The sequence below is a fragment of the Sinomonas terrae genome (genome assembly GCF_022539255.1).
GTDB lineage: Bacteria > Actinomycetota > Actinomycetes > Actinomycetales > Micrococcaceae > Sinomonas > Sinomonas terrae.
The window spans coordinates 3,887,806-3,902,417 of the sequence record NZ_JAKZBV010000001.1 but is presented as its reverse complement, the minus strand read 5'-3'; the positions used below and the strand labels follow the sequence as shown (position 1 = coordinate 3,902,417).

The 14,612-nt window shown below is 67.9% G+C and carries 14 protein-coding genes; 7 read left to right on the top strand and 7 right to left on the bottom strand.

The features are described from left to right. The first annotated feature begins 342 nt into the window (after positions 1–342). Complete coding sequence (locus tag L0M17_RS18035) at positions 343–1,737, top strand: IS1380 family transposase (protein WP_229230975.1); 1,395 nt, start codon at positions 343–345, stop codon at positions 1,735–1,737. A 933-nt stretch (positions 1,738–2,670) separates the two neighbouring features. Here the strand turns inward: L0M17_RS18035 and L0M17_RS18030 are convergent. Beyond that, positions 2,671–3,657, bottom strand: a complete 987-nt coding sequence (locus L0M17_RS18030; RefSeq protein WP_241055777.1) for an NAD-dependent epimerase/dehydratase family protein — start codon at positions 3,655–3,657, stop codon at positions 2,671–2,673. A gap of 242 nt (positions 3,658–3,899) precedes the next feature. Here L0M17_RS18030 and L0M17_RS18025 point away from each other — a divergent pair, with 242 nt between their 5' ends. From L0M17_RS18025 to L0M17_RS18005, 5 genes are all read left to right on the top strand, one after another. After that, positions 3,900–4,199, top strand: a complete 300-nt coding sequence (locus tag L0M17_RS18025) for a hypothetical protein (protein ID WP_241055776.1) — start codon at positions 3,900–3,902, stop codon at positions 4,197–4,199. A 4-nt stretch (positions 4,200–4,203) separates the two neighbouring features. Then, on the top strand, positions 4,204–4,758 hold the full coding sequence (locus L0M17_RS18020) for a ferric reductase-like transmembrane domain-containing protein (RefSeq protein WP_241055775.1): 555 nt from the start codon (positions 4,204–4,206) through the stop codon (positions 4,756–4,758). Between the two features lie 9 nt (positions 4,759–4,767). After that, entirely contained in the window at positions 4,768–5,979 is a 1,212-nt protein-coding gene (locus L0M17_RS18015; protein ID WP_241055774.1) for an NADH-ubiquinone oxidoreductase-F iron-sulfur binding region domain-containing protein, read from the top strand. Beyond that, positions 5,979–6,206 carry a ferredoxin gene (locus L0M17_RS18010; RefSeq protein WP_241055773.1) on the top strand — a complete coding sequence of 76 codons (228 nt, stop codon included), beginning with the start codon at positions 5,979–5,981 and terminating at the stop codon, positions 6,204–6,206. The genes L0M17_RS18015 and L0M17_RS18010 overlap by 1 nt, the downstream gene beginning before the upstream one ends. Before the next feature lie 112 nt (positions 6,207–6,318). Beyond that, on the top strand, positions 6,319–7,458 hold the full coding sequence (locus tag L0M17_RS18005) for an outer membrane protein assembly factor BamB family protein (protein WP_241055772.1): 1,140 nt from the start codon (positions 6,319–6,321) through the stop codon (positions 7,456–7,458). 35 nt (positions 7,459–7,493) lie between these two features. Here the strand turns inward: L0M17_RS18005 and L0M17_RS18000 are convergent, their stop codons facing one another. Together L0M17_RS18000 and L0M17_RS17995 are read right to left on the bottom strand one after the other, a co-directional pair. Next, positions 7,494–7,817, bottom strand: coding sequence for a hypothetical protein (locus L0M17_RS18000; protein WP_241055771.1), 324 nt, complete (start codon positions 7,815–7,817; stop codon positions 7,494–7,496). 46 nt (positions 7,818–7,863) lie between these two features. After that, positions 7,864–8,295 (bottom strand): DoxX family membrane protein, encoded by a 432-nt coding sequence (locus L0M17_RS17995; protein ID WP_308196897.1) that lies wholly within the window; start codon positions 8,293–8,295, stop codon positions 7,864–7,866. A 92-nt stretch (positions 8,296–8,387) separates the two neighbouring features. On the opposite strand from L0M17_RS17995, the gene L0M17_RS17990 reads away from it, so the two are divergent. Then, positions 8,388–9,074, top strand: coding sequence for a helix-turn-helix transcriptional regulator (locus tag L0M17_RS17990; RefSeq protein ID WP_241055770.1), 687 nt, complete (start codon positions 8,388–8,390; stop codon positions 9,072–9,074). Positions 9,075–9,197: 123 nt separating this feature from the next. On the opposite strand, the gene L0M17_RS17985 is transcribed toward L0M17_RS17990, so the two are convergent. From L0M17_RS17985 to L0M17_RS17970, 4 genes are all read right to left on the bottom strand, one after another. Further along, positions 9,198–12,095, bottom strand: a complete 2,898-nt coding sequence (locus L0M17_RS17985) for an alkaline phosphatase family protein (RefSeq protein ID WP_241055769.1) — start codon at positions 12,093–12,095, stop codon at positions 9,198–9,200. A gap of 297 nt (positions 12,096–12,392) precedes the next feature. Continuing rightward, positions 12,393–12,869 carry a hypothetical protein gene (locus tag L0M17_RS17980; RefSeq protein WP_241055768.1) on the bottom strand — a complete coding sequence of 159 codons (477 nt, stop codon included), beginning with the start codon at positions 12,867–12,869 and terminating at the stop codon, positions 12,393–12,395. A gap of 170 nt (positions 12,870–13,039) precedes the next feature. Next, positions 13,040–14,119 carry a cation diffusion facilitator family transporter gene (locus L0M17_RS17975; protein ID WP_241055767.1) on the bottom strand — a complete coding sequence of 360 codons (1,080 nt, stop codon included), beginning with the start codon at positions 14,117–14,119 and terminating at the stop codon, positions 13,040–13,042. Further along, a complete protein-coding gene (locus L0M17_RS17970; RefSeq protein ID WP_241055766.1) occupies positions 14,116–14,496 on the bottom strand; it encodes an ArsR/SmtB family transcription factor in 381 nt (126 codons plus the stop codon). The genes L0M17_RS17975 and L0M17_RS17970 overlap by 4 nt, the downstream gene beginning before the upstream one ends. Positions 14,497–14,612: the final 116 nt, after the last annotated feature.

Sequence of the window (14,612 nt, the reverse complement as noted above, 5' to 3'; positions counted from 1 at the left end):
CCGTCACGTCACGACGAGGCCGTCCTCCAGGGCACGACCGTCCCTCGAGGGCACGACCATCTCTTAACGGCATAACCCTCCCACAAAATCGGCACGACCGTCCCGCAGAATCGCCCGACCGCTCCGCATAACCGTCCCTCTCGGGCATGGCCGTCCCTCGGCGCCATAACCGTCCCGCAGAAGCAACGGTTATGCCTTCCAGGGACGGCTGTGCCCTTAGCCTTGATCCACCGATGGGGTTCGTGGCGGCGTGGCGTAATTAAGGGCAAGATGCCCGCCATCCCGGGGAGAATTGGACTTGCGACAGAACCAGTTCCCTGAGGATGAGAGGGCATCTCGTAGGTGCAAGTTTCCCACAGTCAGGCCGCGGTGGCGGTGTCCTTCGACGAGCCGAACCTCGTCTCCGCGGCAGGCCTGCTGCCGGTGATGCGCCTGGCCGAGGCCGCAGGGCTCCGGGCCCTGACCGACGCGCATCTGAGCGTGCCGACGGACAAGGGCGCGAACGCGGGCCTGAAGATCGCCTCGCTGGTGGCCGGGATGGTCGCCGGGGCGGACTCGATCGATGACATGGCCCTGCTGCGCCACGGCGGGATGGGCAGGCTCTTCAAGGCCTGCTACGCGCCCTCGACCCTGGGCTCCTTCCTGCGCGCGTTCGCCTTCGGCCACGTCCGCCAGCTCGACGCGGTCGCCGCCCGCTTCCTGGCGAACCTCGCCGCGCGGGCCCCGCTGCTGGACGCCCCGGCCGTCGGGGAGTTCGTGTTCGTGGACGTCGACGACACGATCATCGAGGTCCACGGCCACGCCAAGCAGGGCGCTGGCTTCGGGTACTCCGGGGTCCGCGGGCTCAACGCCCTGCTGGCCACCGCCACCACGGCCCAGAGCGCGCCGGTGATCCTGGCCCAGCGGCTGCGCAAGGGCGCTGCGGCGTCCCCGCGCGGGGCGTCCCGGCTGGTCGCCGACGCCCTCTCCGCCCTGCGCCGCGCCGGGACGCCGGGGAGGGCGCTGGTCCGGGCCGACTCGGCGTTCTACGGGCACCCCACCGTCGCCGCCGCCCTCGCGGCAGGGGCCGAGGTCTCGGTCACGGTGCGCCTGGACCCGGCAGTTAAGCGTGCCATCGCCGCCATCCCATCGGAGGCCTGGACGGCGATCGAGTACACCGATGCGGTCTTCGACCAGGCCGCCGGGACCTGGATCTCCCGGGCGGAGGTCGCCGAGGTCCCCTTCACCGCCTTCGCTTCGCGGAAGAAGGCCGAACAGGTCACCGGGCGGCTCGTCGTGCGCCGCATCCCGGACCTGAACCCCAAGGCCCCCGACGGGCAGGGGACCCTGTTCGACACGCACCGGCACCACGCCTTCTTCACCACCGTCCCCGCCCAGGACCTGGGCACTGTCGCGGCCGATGCCACGCACCGTGCCCATGCGGTCATCGAGCAGGTCCACGCCGACCTGAAGGACAGCGCCCTGGCGCACCTGCCCTCGGGGAAGTTCGCGGCGAACTCGGCCTGGCTCGTCGCGGCGGTGATGGCCTTCAACCTCGCCCGCGCGGCCGGGACCCTGGCCGCCGGCCCCTTCGCGAAAGCCAGGACCGGGACCATCCGCCGCAAGCTCGTGAACCTCCCGGCCCGGATCGCCGCCAGCGCCCGGAAGATCCGGCTGCGGCTGCCGGCGAACTGGCCCTGGCAGAACGCATGGGAACAGCTCTTCACCGCCGCCCACGCCCCGCCGTCCATGCCCTAGGAAGACGCAGCCTGGCCCCGCGAGGCCCCGAACAGCACCAGAAGTGGAACACCGCCGGCAGCGAGGCCGCGCCCCCACCCCTGCCCGAAACATCCATCATCCACCGCCCGCACAGGACCGCCGGACCCAACACCCGATCGGTGGATCAAGGCTTAGGGGACGGTCGTGTGCAGGCGGGGCGTATGCGAGGGCGCTTCTGCATCTCGAACGCGAAACCGGGAAGGAGATGCGGCCGAGGCCAGTCGGTATGCAAGCCACGTCCCCGAAGGGCACGACCGTCCCTCGGCGGCATAACCGTCCCGCAGAAGCAACGGTTATGTCTCCCAGAGACGGCTGTGCCGGTACGGGACGGTCATGTGCGGGTGGGGCGTGATCGCGAGGGCGCCCTTGCGTCTCGTACGAGTAACCGGGAGGGAGATGCGGCTGAGGCCAGTCGGTATGCAAGCCAGTCCTCGGCCCAGCGGCCAGACCGACGCCTGCTTGGCAGTCCCTCTCGGGCATGGCAGTCCCTCTCGGGCATGGCAGTCCCTCTCGGGCATGGCCGTCCCTCTCGGGCATGGCCGTCCCTCGGCGGCATAACCGTCCCGCAGAAGCAACGGTTATGCCTCTCGAAGACGGTTATGCCCCTATGGGACGGTCGTGCGAGTCGAGGACGGCTGTGCACCTCGGGGCGGCCAAGGCCAGGCGTCGGCAGCAGCCAGTCGGGCAGGGTTCGCCGACTCGGCCGCATGGGGCGTCGGGAAGCAGCCAGTCGGGCAGGGCTCGCCGACTCGGCCGCGTGGGGCGTCGGCAGCAGCCAACCGGCCAGGGCGCCTGGGGCCAGGACCCGTCGGCCAAGGCCGGGCGTCGGCAGCAGCCAGCCGGCCAGGGCGCCCGGGGCCAGGACCCGTCGGCCAAGCCGCGCCCGTTAGGCCCCGGGCCAGGCCCCGCCGGTTAGGCCGCGGCGGGCTCCAGCGGGCCGGCGACACGCAGCTCGCCCCTGTCGATGAGCCAACGGACGGACTCGAGCACGGCCTCTTCCGGCTCGTACCGCGGCGCGTACCCCAACCGGGACTTGGCCTTTTCGATGCTGAAGCACTGGCTGCGGTACAGGTGCCCCCATGTCGACTCGCCGAATTCCGGGGTCGTCGATTCGCGGAAGTCCTCCCACGTCACCGTTTCCAGCTTCGCGGTCTGCCCGAACCAGCCGGCGGCGATGTCGGCGTAGCCGCGGACGCTGAGCGCGGTCGGAGCGACGATGTTGAAGTCCTCTCCAGCTGCCGCCTCACGGTGCTCGACGGCCAGCTCGAACGCCTGGGCGAGGTCGTCGGCGTGGACGTGGTGCATCATTTCGGCTCCGCTTCCGGGGACCTGCAGCGGCTGGCCGGCTGAGAGGGCGTACCAGACGGCAGGGTCGAGGTTCCCGAGCGGGCCGATCGGGTGCCAGCCGGGGCCGACAATGTGGCCGGGGTGCAGGGACGTGGTCACGAGACCGCCCGAGGCAGTCTCGTCCTTCAGCATCCGCGCGATCGCGTCCTTCTGCACGCCGTACTCGCCGAACGTCGCACCCGCCGCGTCGCTGCCCTCAGAGATCGGCAGCTTGCGGCTCGGGCCATAGCGCCAGATCGACCCGCAGTGCACGAGGTGCCCCACCTGACCCCGAAGCCGCTCGACGAGCGAGGTCGCCGATTCGAGGGCGAAGCAGACAAGATCGACGACGACGTCGGCCCCCAGCCCCGCTACCCGCTCGCCGAAAGTGCCCTCCCGGTCTTCTTGCTGTCGGTCCGCAACAACCTGGTGCACCTGCTGCCATTCGGGTGCATCGACATAAGCCTTGTGAGTTCCGCGGCTGATATTGGTCACCTCGTGCCCGGCACGGACCAGCCGGGGGACGAGGAAGGAGCCGATATGTCCACTGCCACCAATGACGACGACTTTCATGTGACCGACGTTAGGCGATTCGCTGCCGTCATTGGCAGGCCCTCTCGGACCCCCTCTTCTGCAGGGGATTCTTAGCGCCGCCGTAGACCCGAGGATCACCATTGTCCTGGCAGGAACAGCGGACCTATCCGAGGCCGCTGCCACGGGACTGTGAAAGTCCACAGCCCGCTTTCAGCAATGGCACAAGTCGGGGATCCATGCTCGAAGAACAGTTTGAGGACCAGAACGAAGAGGAGGAGACCATGAGCGGCAGCATTCGTGAAACGGGCCGCCGGCGCGCGCGTCAGGCGACCTTCTCCCTGGGAGCGACGAGCGTTCTCGGTGCAGCAGCAATCGCGGCTGCGGTTTACGCGCCGGCCAGCACGCCGTCGACGACGAGCAACACCTCCTCGGATTCGAGCGGAAGTCAGTATCAGCAGGGCGGGGATTCCTCGAATTCGAATTCCGGGGACGCGCAGCAGAATCAGCAGTATCAGCCGTACCAGCAGGGGCTCCAGTCCTCGCAGGGTGGCGGCGCGTTCGGCCATTCTTCGGGGTCGTGACTGATTGAACGAAGTCTTCTGGGCCTTCGGCCGCGCAAGCGGGATCGTCTCGCTCGGGCTGTTCACGCTCGTGCTCGTGCTCGGGATCGTGAGCCGTTCCGGCAGGCCGCTTCCGGGACTTCCGCGCTTCTCGGTGGCACTCGTGCACCGGAGCACGTCCCTCCTCGCACTCGTGTTCCTCGTCCTGCACGTGAGCACGCTCATGCTCGATCCGCACGCGAAGCTCTCGTTGCCGAACGCGATCGTGCCGTTCACGGCCGGTTGGAACCCGTTCTGGGTCGGCCTCGGCACGGTGGCCTTCGATCTCGTGGTCGCACTGGTCGTCACGGGCCTCCTGCGCCAGCGAATCGGCCAGCGCACGTTTCGGGTGATCCACTGGGCCGCCTACGCGATGTGGCCCTTCGCCTTCGCCCACGCGCTCGGCTCGGGCACGAACGCCGTGGATCTGTGGTTCCAAGCCTATGCGTGGGGCTGCGCGGCCATCGTGGCGTGTTCGATCGTGTGGCGCCTGAGCGCGAATTTCGTTGAGACTTCCCGGGCCCGGCTCGGACGGATCTGAGGAGGAGAGATGACCGCGATGACGCTCGACCCGCGTCAGCTGGGCACCGGTGGCCTCTTCGCCGCCGGTCGGCCGGACCTGGCCGCACATGAGGCGGCCTACGGCAGGCGCCCGTCCGGCTGGACGCGCAAGGAGCTCCTGGCCGAGCTCGACGCCTCTGGCCTGACCGGCCGCGGGGGCGCCGGATTCCCCGCCTGGCGCAAGCTGGCCGCGACGGGCTCGGGCCGCGCCGTCGTGATTGCGAACGGTGCCGAAGGCGAGCCCGCCAGCCGCAAGGATGCGACCCTCCTGCGCGAGGCGCCGCACCTCGTCCTCGACGGGCTCGTCACGGTGGGCGAGGCGGTCGGCGCCTCGACACTCTTCCTGTACGCGACCAGAGACTCCCTCGCGAGCGTCGCGCAAGCCCTTGCAGAGCGGCGCGACCGGCCCAAGGTCAAGCTCGTCGAGGCCCCCGAGGCCTTCATCTCAGGTGAGGCGTCCGCCGTCGTCAATGCTCTCGAGACGGGCGTCGCCCTGCCGCGCGACAAGGCACTGCGGCTTGGAACGTCCGGCTACGAGGGGCGCCCGACCCTGCTCCACAACGTCGAGACGCTCGCCCACCTTGCACTCGTGGCCCGATTCGGCGCGAGCTGGTTCCGCAGCGCCGGCACGGCGGAGGATCCCGGGACGAGGCTCTACAGCCTCTCCGGAGACGTTCCCACGGAATGGGTCGTCGAGGCGCCGGGCGGAGCGACCGTTCGCGACGTCCTTCGCCTCGGACACGCCGAACCGAGTTCCCTTGCGGCAGTGCTCGTGGGCGGTTTCCACGGTGCATGGGTTCCTGCTGAGGCTTTCGATCTGCCGCTGACCGGTCGCGGGCTCGCGCGGTATGGTGCGACTCCGGGTGCCGGCGTGCTCATGGGGCTCGCGCGCGGGCGCTGCGGCCTGGAGTCTTCGGCAGGAATCGTGAGGTATTTGGCCGAGAGCTCGGCGCGCCAGTGCGGGCCCTGCATGTTCGGCCTGCCCGCCATGGCGAGCGTGATCGAACGGATCGCAGCAGGGGAGCGGACCCCGTGGCTCGCCTCCGAGGCCGAGCGGCTCGCCGGGCTGGTGACCGGCCGGGGCGCCTGCCGGCACCCAGACGGCAGCGCGAAGTTCGTGCACAGCACGCTTGCGGTGTTCAGGGACGAGGTCCAGGCGCATCTCTCCGGGATGTGCACAGCGCATCGGGGGTGGGCGTAGTGAGCCGCAGGCAACTCGAACTGCACATCGACTTCGCCCGCTGTGACGGCCGCGGCCTCTGCACAGAGCTCCTGCCGGAACTCCTCGTGCGCGACGACTGGGGCTACCCCGTGGGCAGGGGAGGCCGGGACGTCCACGTGCCGGAGCGATTGTCTGATGCGGCGCAGGACGCCGTGGACCTCTGCCCTCTCCAAGCGCTCATGCTTCGCCGGGTCACCCGCGCCTGAGGCGCAAGTTTCGTAGCCGCCAATTCGACGGGTAATCACCCAACAACCAGATAGCCGTTCGGATCGCAGTGGAACGAAATTGGCTGGCACGAATAGAGAACGGTTTTCCGCGATGAGGGCAGCGCTCGCTGCCGCCATCGCCGTCGTCGTCATGTCCGCGTGCAGCGGCTCGCCAAGCGAAGAGCCGACGACGCCGGGCGCCGGCTCCGGGACGACCGCGCCGACCGCGGGGGCGCCGTCGTCGTCCGCTTCGCCCGACTTTCTGTCTGCCCTGGCCGCCAGCGGGACCGGCCCCGGCCACCTGCAGCGCGGTTCGGATCCTTCAGCGCTGCCCACCCCCATCCTGATCGCTGACAAGCTGAATAACCGCGTCATTATCGTCGACCCTGAGGGCCGCATCATCTGGCAGTATCCGCGGCCAGGAGACGTGAAGAAAGGCGAGACCTTCGCAGTTCCCGACGACGCATTCTTCACGCCGGATGGCAAGCAGATCGTGGCAACGGAAGAGGACGATGCGATCATTCGCGTCATCGATATCCAGACCCACGCCGTGACGTACCACTACGGCACGGCGGGAGCCCCGGGCGCTGCGGCGGGACACTTGCACCACCCCGACGACGCGATCATGTTGCCGGACGGCACCCTGGTGAGTGCGGACATCATGAATTGCCGCATCGTCGTCGTTCCGCCGCAGGGGAAGGACATCAGAAGGCAATTCGGAAACGGCCAGTGCGTGCACAATCCGCCGGCCTCGTACGGGAGCCCCAACGGTGCTTTCCCTCTTGCCGACGGCAATTTCCTCGTCACGGAGATCAACGGCAGCTGGGTCAACGAAATCACGCCTCGAGGCGCGGTCAAATGGTCCGCGAGGCTCCCCTCGGTGGCCTATCCCTCGGACAGCAACGAAATCCGGCCGGGTGTGTATCTCGCTGTCGACTATTCGGCGCACGGGCAGATTGTCGAGTTCGACAAGACCGGCAAGATCCTGTGGCGATACGCACCTACCGGCGCGCAGGCCCTCAATCATCCATCTCTCGCACTGCCCTTGCCGAATGGCGACATCGTCGCAAATGACGACTACAACGACCGTGTTGTCGTGGTGAACCCGCATACGAACAAGGTCGTGTGGCAGTACGGCGCCGATCACGTTGCCGGTAGCACCCCTGGTCTGCTCGCCAATCCGGACGGCGTCGACCTCTATCCTCCGAACTCATTGATGGTCACGCACGCGGTGAGCGTCGGGCACCCCTGAAGGCCGGCCGACCAGTGGTCGGTCGGCCTCCTCTTTCAAGCGGCGATCGCCGTCCGGATTGCGTCGACGAGCTGCCCGCGCTCAGGTAGCCCGGATGGGCCACCGGAGGTCTGGAAGACCCTGCACTTCAGCGCTGGACTGCGGACGCCGGGGAACGGGTCCTTGCCCCCCACGAGGATCGTCGGTGACCCGGCGAACCCGAGGCGGGCGGCCTGCTGCGGGGTGCTGACCTCGGTGGCAAGGACGTCCACCTCAGCTGCCCCGGCCGAGAAGGCGGCGTCGCGAGCGAGCCTCAATGCCCCTTCCCAGTTGGGGCAGTCCTCGATGTAGAGCACGTGGATGCTGGGCGGGAAACGCATCGTGCCCCTCCTTTGATCTTCGCTGGTTTGATCTTTGCTGGGCATCTCAGGCCCGGCGGACGGCGAGGCGGTTGAGGGCGAGCGCGCCGACCAGGAGGCCGAAGTCGCGCAGGGCGACGTCGTAGAAATGCCCTAGGACGAGCAGGTTCACGATGATTCCGGCGAGCCAGAGGGCGACGACGACGGAGCCCCACCGGGGCTTGAAGGCGACGAGGAGGCCTGCGATGACCTCGACGACGCCCACGATGTACATGAACCCCTGAGGGCTCAGCGGCACGATCTGGGTTGCGACCGGGGCCAGGTACGTGGGCCAGTAGGCGAGGATGTTGAAGAATTTGTCGAGCCCGAACAGCACAGGGGCGACGACGTAGAGCGTGCGCAGCAGGGCGTAGGCCTGCTCGGCCCCGCTCATCCCGCGGATCGAGGAGGTGCGCCGGGCCGGGAAGTGGAGGCGGCGGCCGGTCGATGCAGAGGACATGGTGTGCTCCTTTCCAAAACTGGTACAACCGATTTTAGTTCTCGCCTAGCATCTAAAACAAGATCTATACGTTTTGGATTTACACTGGAGGCATGGCTGCTTCTCGCTGGTCCCAGAGGATCGCCGCTGTCGCCTCCCTCGGCGACACCACCCGGAGGGCCTTGTTCGACTACGTCAGGCGGGCAGGGCGGCCCGTCGGGCGGGACGAGGCCGCCCAGGCGCTCGGCCTCACCCGGGGAGTCGCCGCCGCGCAGCTCGACAGGCTGGCCGAGGAAGGCGTCCTCGAGGCCGGTTTCGCGAAGTCCGGCCCGGGAGGGCCCGGCACCGGGCGGCCCTCGAAGTTCTACACGCCGGCCGCCGAGGAAGTCCTCGCTTCCGTGCCCGAGCGCAGCTACGAGCTGGCCGGGGAGCTCATGGCCTCTGCAGCCGAGCGGTCCATGCAGCTGGGGGAACCCATGGCGGAGAGCCTGCAGAAAGTGGGCCGCGAGGAGGGCGAAGCCATCGGGCGCCGGCACGGGCGCATCGAGGCCGTGCTCGAGGCCACCGGCTACGCCCCCGTCCCCTGCAGTGACGAAGAGGGCTGCATCGAGCTCGCCAACTGCCCGTTCCATGCGCTCGCCTCGGGGCACCGCGCCGTCGTCTGCACACTCAACGGCGCCTTGCTCGCGGGCGCCCTCGAAGGGTGCGAAGACTCCGGCCGGCGGGTCGAATCGATCGAGCCAGGGCAGGGGCACGGAGAATGCTGCGCGAGGATCGTCGAAGTTAACCCCCCGCACTGAAGACTCGATTCCCAGCCGAAGCCGGATTTCCAGCTCGCCTTCTTGGGGCCGGTCCTTGAACGGCTGAAGGCCGCCCCCTCCGGGAAGCGGCCTTCAGCTTTTTCAGGCTATTCGGGCGATCGATCAGCCGTCCTCGTGGTTGGTCGAGTTGGCGGGGATGCCCGGCACGTCGTTCGGGCCGTAGATCTTGGCGTCCCCTGGGTAGGGGCTCTGCCAGTTGTGGGTCTGGTACCAGGTCCAGCGGTTGAACAGGTACGGGTTCGCGAAGTCTTCCTTCGCGCCGTTGCCGGTCAGGTGCTGCTGCTCAGACCAGTTGTCCCACTCGTCCGCTATCTCCTGCATCGGGGCCGGGACAGCCGCAGCCTTGGCAGCGGCGGTGTTCACCGCGGCGGCCGCGGCGCCCGTCTGGCCCAGAGTGTCGTTGCCGCACGCAGGGGCGGTCTTGACGCCCTCGGTCAGCGGGACCTGGTTCGGCACCGCGTTGAAGGGCGTCGTGTTGGGCTTGTCGGTGAAGGCGTCGAACATCGGGGTGGCCGCGGCGACCTTCTGGTTCAGCGGCTGGGCACCGAGGATCTGCTGGATGGTCCGGACCATATTGATCTGCGAGTAGAACGTGCTGACGGTCTTGCCGTGCACCGCGTACGGGCTGATGACCTGAACCGGGGCGCGGTGGCCGTCCACGTGGTCGGCGCCGTCCTGGCTGTCGTCCTCCGCGATGAAGATCGCAGAGTCCTTCCAGTACTGCGAGTGCGAGATCTCGTCGACGATCTTGCCCACGGCGAGGTCGTTGTCCGCGACCTGGGCCTCGGGGTCAGCGGTGCCGCCGGTGTGGTCGCTCGAGAGCCACATCATCTGGAAGTTCTTAGGACCGTTCTTCTCGAAGTCCTGCTTCCAAGTCTCGTACCGGTAGATGTCCGGCACGGAGGTGTCGAACGGGGCCGCGTTCGGATCCGCGATCGCGTTGAGCGACGGGATGGCCGAGCTCGCGTGCATCTGAAGCGACGGCGTGAAGAGCTGGGCGGGGTCGCCGCCGTTCATCGTGCTCGTGGCCGCGCAGTAGTACTGCTGCCAAGTCGCGCCAGCCGGCTTGCCCTCGCCGTATTCGAACTCGCCGTAGTTCCTGGCCGTGTTGCCCGCAGACTGGATCGACGTCCAGAGGAAGCCGGAGCGCTGGTGGCCCAGCACGTCCTCCTCCGTGTCATAGGAGCGGGTGTACTCCCCGGCGCTGGTCTCGGTGTATGCGGGGTTGTCCCCCTGCATCATCCAGTTGTGGCCCTCCGCCGAGTTGGTGCCGATGTCGTAGGTGTTGTCGTACAGGCCGAACTGGGCGGCGAGTGCGTGCTGGTTGGGGGTGACCTTCGCGCCGAACTGCGCGAGCGAAGCGTCGCCGTTGCCCTGCTTCATGTCGCCGTAGACCTGATCGTAGGTGCGGTTCTCCTTGACGATCAGGAACACGTGCTTGATCGTCGAGGGGTCCCCGATCCGTTTCGGGACCGCCACGGCCGGAATGTTGGCGGCGTCAGCGGCCGTCGCTTGCTTGACGGAGCTGCCGTCCCAGCCGTTCTGCTGGAACACGGTGTCGGTGTACTGCTGGATCTGGTCGTCTGTCGGCAGGGTGAACTTCGTGAGCGAAGCCGTGGTCGAGTGCGTGCCGTGGCCGGTTGCAACCGTGGTGCCGGGCCCCTTGTTGTAGCTCAGCTCCGGGCCGCGCGCGTCGATGCCACGGATGTTGGTGACCACGATCTGCCCGTTCACCGCTGTGACGTTTCCGGGGTAGTAGTCCGTCGGCAGGAGGCCGATGTAGCTCGCGGGATCCTTCGGGTCCTGCTTATTCACCTTGTAGACAGCAATCGCGTTCGCGCGGCCTAGCGAGACCAGCAGGTGGTCGCCCTGCATCGTGATGCCGGTGGGCTCGTAGCCCACCTGCGACGAGGCCCAGGGCTGCGTCGCGATGGTCTGCATGACCTTGTTGCTCGCCGTGTCCACGACCGAGACAGTGTCGCTGTTGGTGTTCGCCACGTACAGCGTGGAGCCGTCGAGGTACATCGCGGTCGGGTGCAGCTGGACGTCGATCGACGAGACCGCCGCCGAGGCGTTGGCCGTGTCGATGACGCTCAGCGTCCCGCTCGTGGAGGTGCCGCGGTAAGTGTCTGCGGGAACCTGGGTACCGTAGGAGCCCATCGTCGCGTCGCCGGGTGCGGCCTGATGGCCTCCCTCGTTAGAGACGTACAGCTTGGTGCCGACGAACTTCAGCTGGCGCGGTGCGATCCCGGTGTTGAAGGTCTGCTTGATCGTGCCCGCGACCGGATCGATCGCGACGACCGTGTTCTGGCCGTTCACCGCGGCGTACAGCGTCGAGCCGTCGGGGGAGAACGCCATACCCGCGGTCAGCGCCTGCTCGCTGCCCACGGCCGGGATGCTGATCTTCGTGCCGGTGCCGAGGGAACCGTCGGGGTTGAAGGGGTAGCGGACGACGCCGGTTGCGACCGGTGCGTAGAGGAACTTGCCATCGGGGGAGAAGACCGGGCCTTCCTGCCAGACCGAGCCGTCGGTGATGTGCTGGTACGCCATGTTCATATAGCCCGCGTTGCTGGCGGCCGCTGTGAACGAGGTGGCCGAGAGGGTACCCGCGGCAGCGACGGGCTTGTAGGTCTTGAGGTCGAAGACCTGCAGGTCGACCGAGCGGTCCGCGCTCGTCCCCACCAGAAAGCGGCCATCAGGGCTGACGGTCGAGCCCATGATCTTGCCGAATGGCGTCATCAGGCGATCGCCGATGGGCTTGATCACCTGGTTCGATGCGATCTGCTCGCCGTTCTCATATTGGCCGCCGACCTGGTTCTGCCCGAGAGGGATGGTCGACGCCGCGGCGATGCCGCCGCCCAGGAGGACAAGCGCGCAGCTCGCGGCCACGATCGAGAGAGGCTTGCCCCCGGGCACGGAGGCCGGCAGCCGGCGCAGGCCGAAGCCTCCGAGTTGTTGGGCGTTGAAGGGTCTTCGGTCAGCTCTTGGCGCTTTGGCCATTGCAGTTCTCCTCTACTGAGCCCGGAGCGCCACGAGGCACGCTCGGGCCAGGCTTCCTTGGGTATCCCGGGAAGCGCTCCCCCCGCGGCTTGAGGGACGCAGATGCGTGTGGGCTGGATCCCGGCCTCCCAAGCCTTCTGCTCAGCCCTTACATTCCTGTGAAGAGCCTGTGATGGGTTGTTGAACTAACAGAGAACAGCAGCACTGAGGAGAGGGCAGCCGCATTGAGCAGAGAAGAGCAGCAGACAGGAGCGCCTTCGTTCGCAGAACGAAGGCGCTCCTGTCAAGGTTGCGGGGTCAGCGCTGGGAGCGGAGGACGGCGTCGGCCGCTATCCCGTAGGCCAAGTGCGGAAGGATGTCACTCGCCCAGTCCGTCGCGGACCAGGTTCTCGGGTCCGTGATCTTCAGGACGACCATCGGGGCGTTCCCAGCAGCCATCGCAGCCGCCGCCGCGGTCAGCGTTCCGAGGACGCGGCCCGGCTTGAACCCAGCGGCTCGGGCAGCGGCGAGGACGAGCCCGGTTGCGATCCCCGCCCCGATCCCCAGCAGTGGGCCGAGGCCCGCCAAGCGGTTCTGCTGCTCCTCCTCGTTCCCGGGGATCGACACACCGGCGGACTGGGCGAGGCGTCGGGCCGACTCCTCCGGGGTACTGCTGGCAGGCCTGGCCCTGAGGGCCATGTCGAGGTAGGTTGCTGCGTTCAGCGCTGTGGTGCCGGCAGCGCCGGCTGCAAGGCCGGAGCCGAGCGTTGTACCTAGGAGGGTTCTCTCCACCACCGTGCTCTTCCTTTCCGGTCAAGGGTTCATTCGGCGTACAGCGGCTCAAGGCCTATTCGCTGTGCGCCGACGCGACGCGCGCCTTCGGAAGCGGCATGCCCAAGGAACATTGCGCCCCTCTCCTCCGCCGCTGTCAATACGGCGATGCGAGCATCGTGGGCGCCGCCTGGTTAGCCGGCCGTGGCCGCGACCGTGACGTCCTCGAGGTTGGGGAGGGCGTGGCCGAGGAGGTGTGCGGCCTCCGCGCGCAGGGCATCCGTCTGAGCAGCCGTTGTGCCGGGGTCGACGCGTACCAGAGCCGATCCGTGGAGGCGGTGGCCGATCCACCGAAGCTGGACGCGCTCGACGGCGAGGACCCCCGGTGCGCTTGCGAGGGCGTGTTCCGCGCGGTCGACGAGTTCGGGCTCGACGCCGTCCAGAAGCCGCCGCCCCAAGCTGCGGACCGTTCCCCAGAGGAGCACGAAGATCGCCACGCTGATGAGAAGACCGACGATCGGGTCCGCCAGCGGGAACCCGAGCATGACGCCGACGGCGCCGACGACCACGGCGAGCGAGGTGAACCCGTCGGTGCGGGCGTGGACCCCGTCCGCAACGAGCGCCGCCGAGCCGATGCGGCGCCCGACCCGGATGCGGTACACCGCGACGGCCTCGTTCCCGGCGAAGCCGACGACGCCGGCCACAGCGACCCACCACAGGTTCTCCAGTGGATGGGGATGGATGAGACGCTCGACCGACTGCCATGCGGCGACGATCGCGGAGAGCGCGACGACGGCGATGATGAACAGGCCCGAGAGATCCTCGGCTTTGCCCAGACCGTAGGTGTAGCGGCGCGTCGCGGGACGCCGGGCGAGCACGAACGCGACCCAGAGCGGCACCGCGGTGAGCGCGTCCGAGAAGTTGTGCACCGTGTCGGCCAGAAGCGCGACCGATCCGCTGACGAGCACCACAAGGAACTGCAGAATGGTTGTGCCCAACAGCACGAACAGGCTGATCTTCAGCGCGCGGACGCCCTCCGTGCTCGCTTCGAGTGCATCGTCGACGGAGTCCGAGGAATCGTGCGTGTGGGGGACGAAGAATTCCTTGAGCGTTCCGAGGAATCCGTGTGAGTGCTCGTGATCGTGCCCGTGATCGTGCCCGTGACCGTGAGCATGCCCGTGGTCGTGATCGTGCTCGTGGTCATGACCGTTGTCATGGCTGTCCGCAGCGCCGTGGGCATGCTTCTCGCCAGCGCGCGCCTGCTCGGCGTTCATGCGGTTTCCTTTCGCTCTGAGTCAGCGTTCGCATGGTGGTGGCGGGGGACCCCGCCGAGGGAGTGCTCGGCCTGGAAGATCGCGTCGCAGACCATCTGCGAGGCGTGCTCGTTCGCGAGGCGGTAGAACGCCCTCGTGCCCTCCTGCCGCGCCGCGACAATGCGGGCCAGACGCATTTTGGCCAGATGCTGCGACACGGCTGCGGGAGACTTGTCCACGACTTCTGCGAGGCGGTTCACCGAGAGTTCCTCGTTCGCGCGCAGAGCGAGGATGATGCGGACACGAGTTGCGTCCGCGAGCATTGAGAACACCTCGACAGCCAGATCCACATACTGTGAATCCGGGTCCAAGCCGCAAATCTTCATATCTGCATGCATACGCAGATACTACCGAAATCGCGATGAGGGGTCGAAGGCCGGACCGCAAGTGCCCTGTGTGGCAGATGACGTCCGGGGAACCAGACAGAGGGAGGCAGCCTCGACAGAGAGGGGCA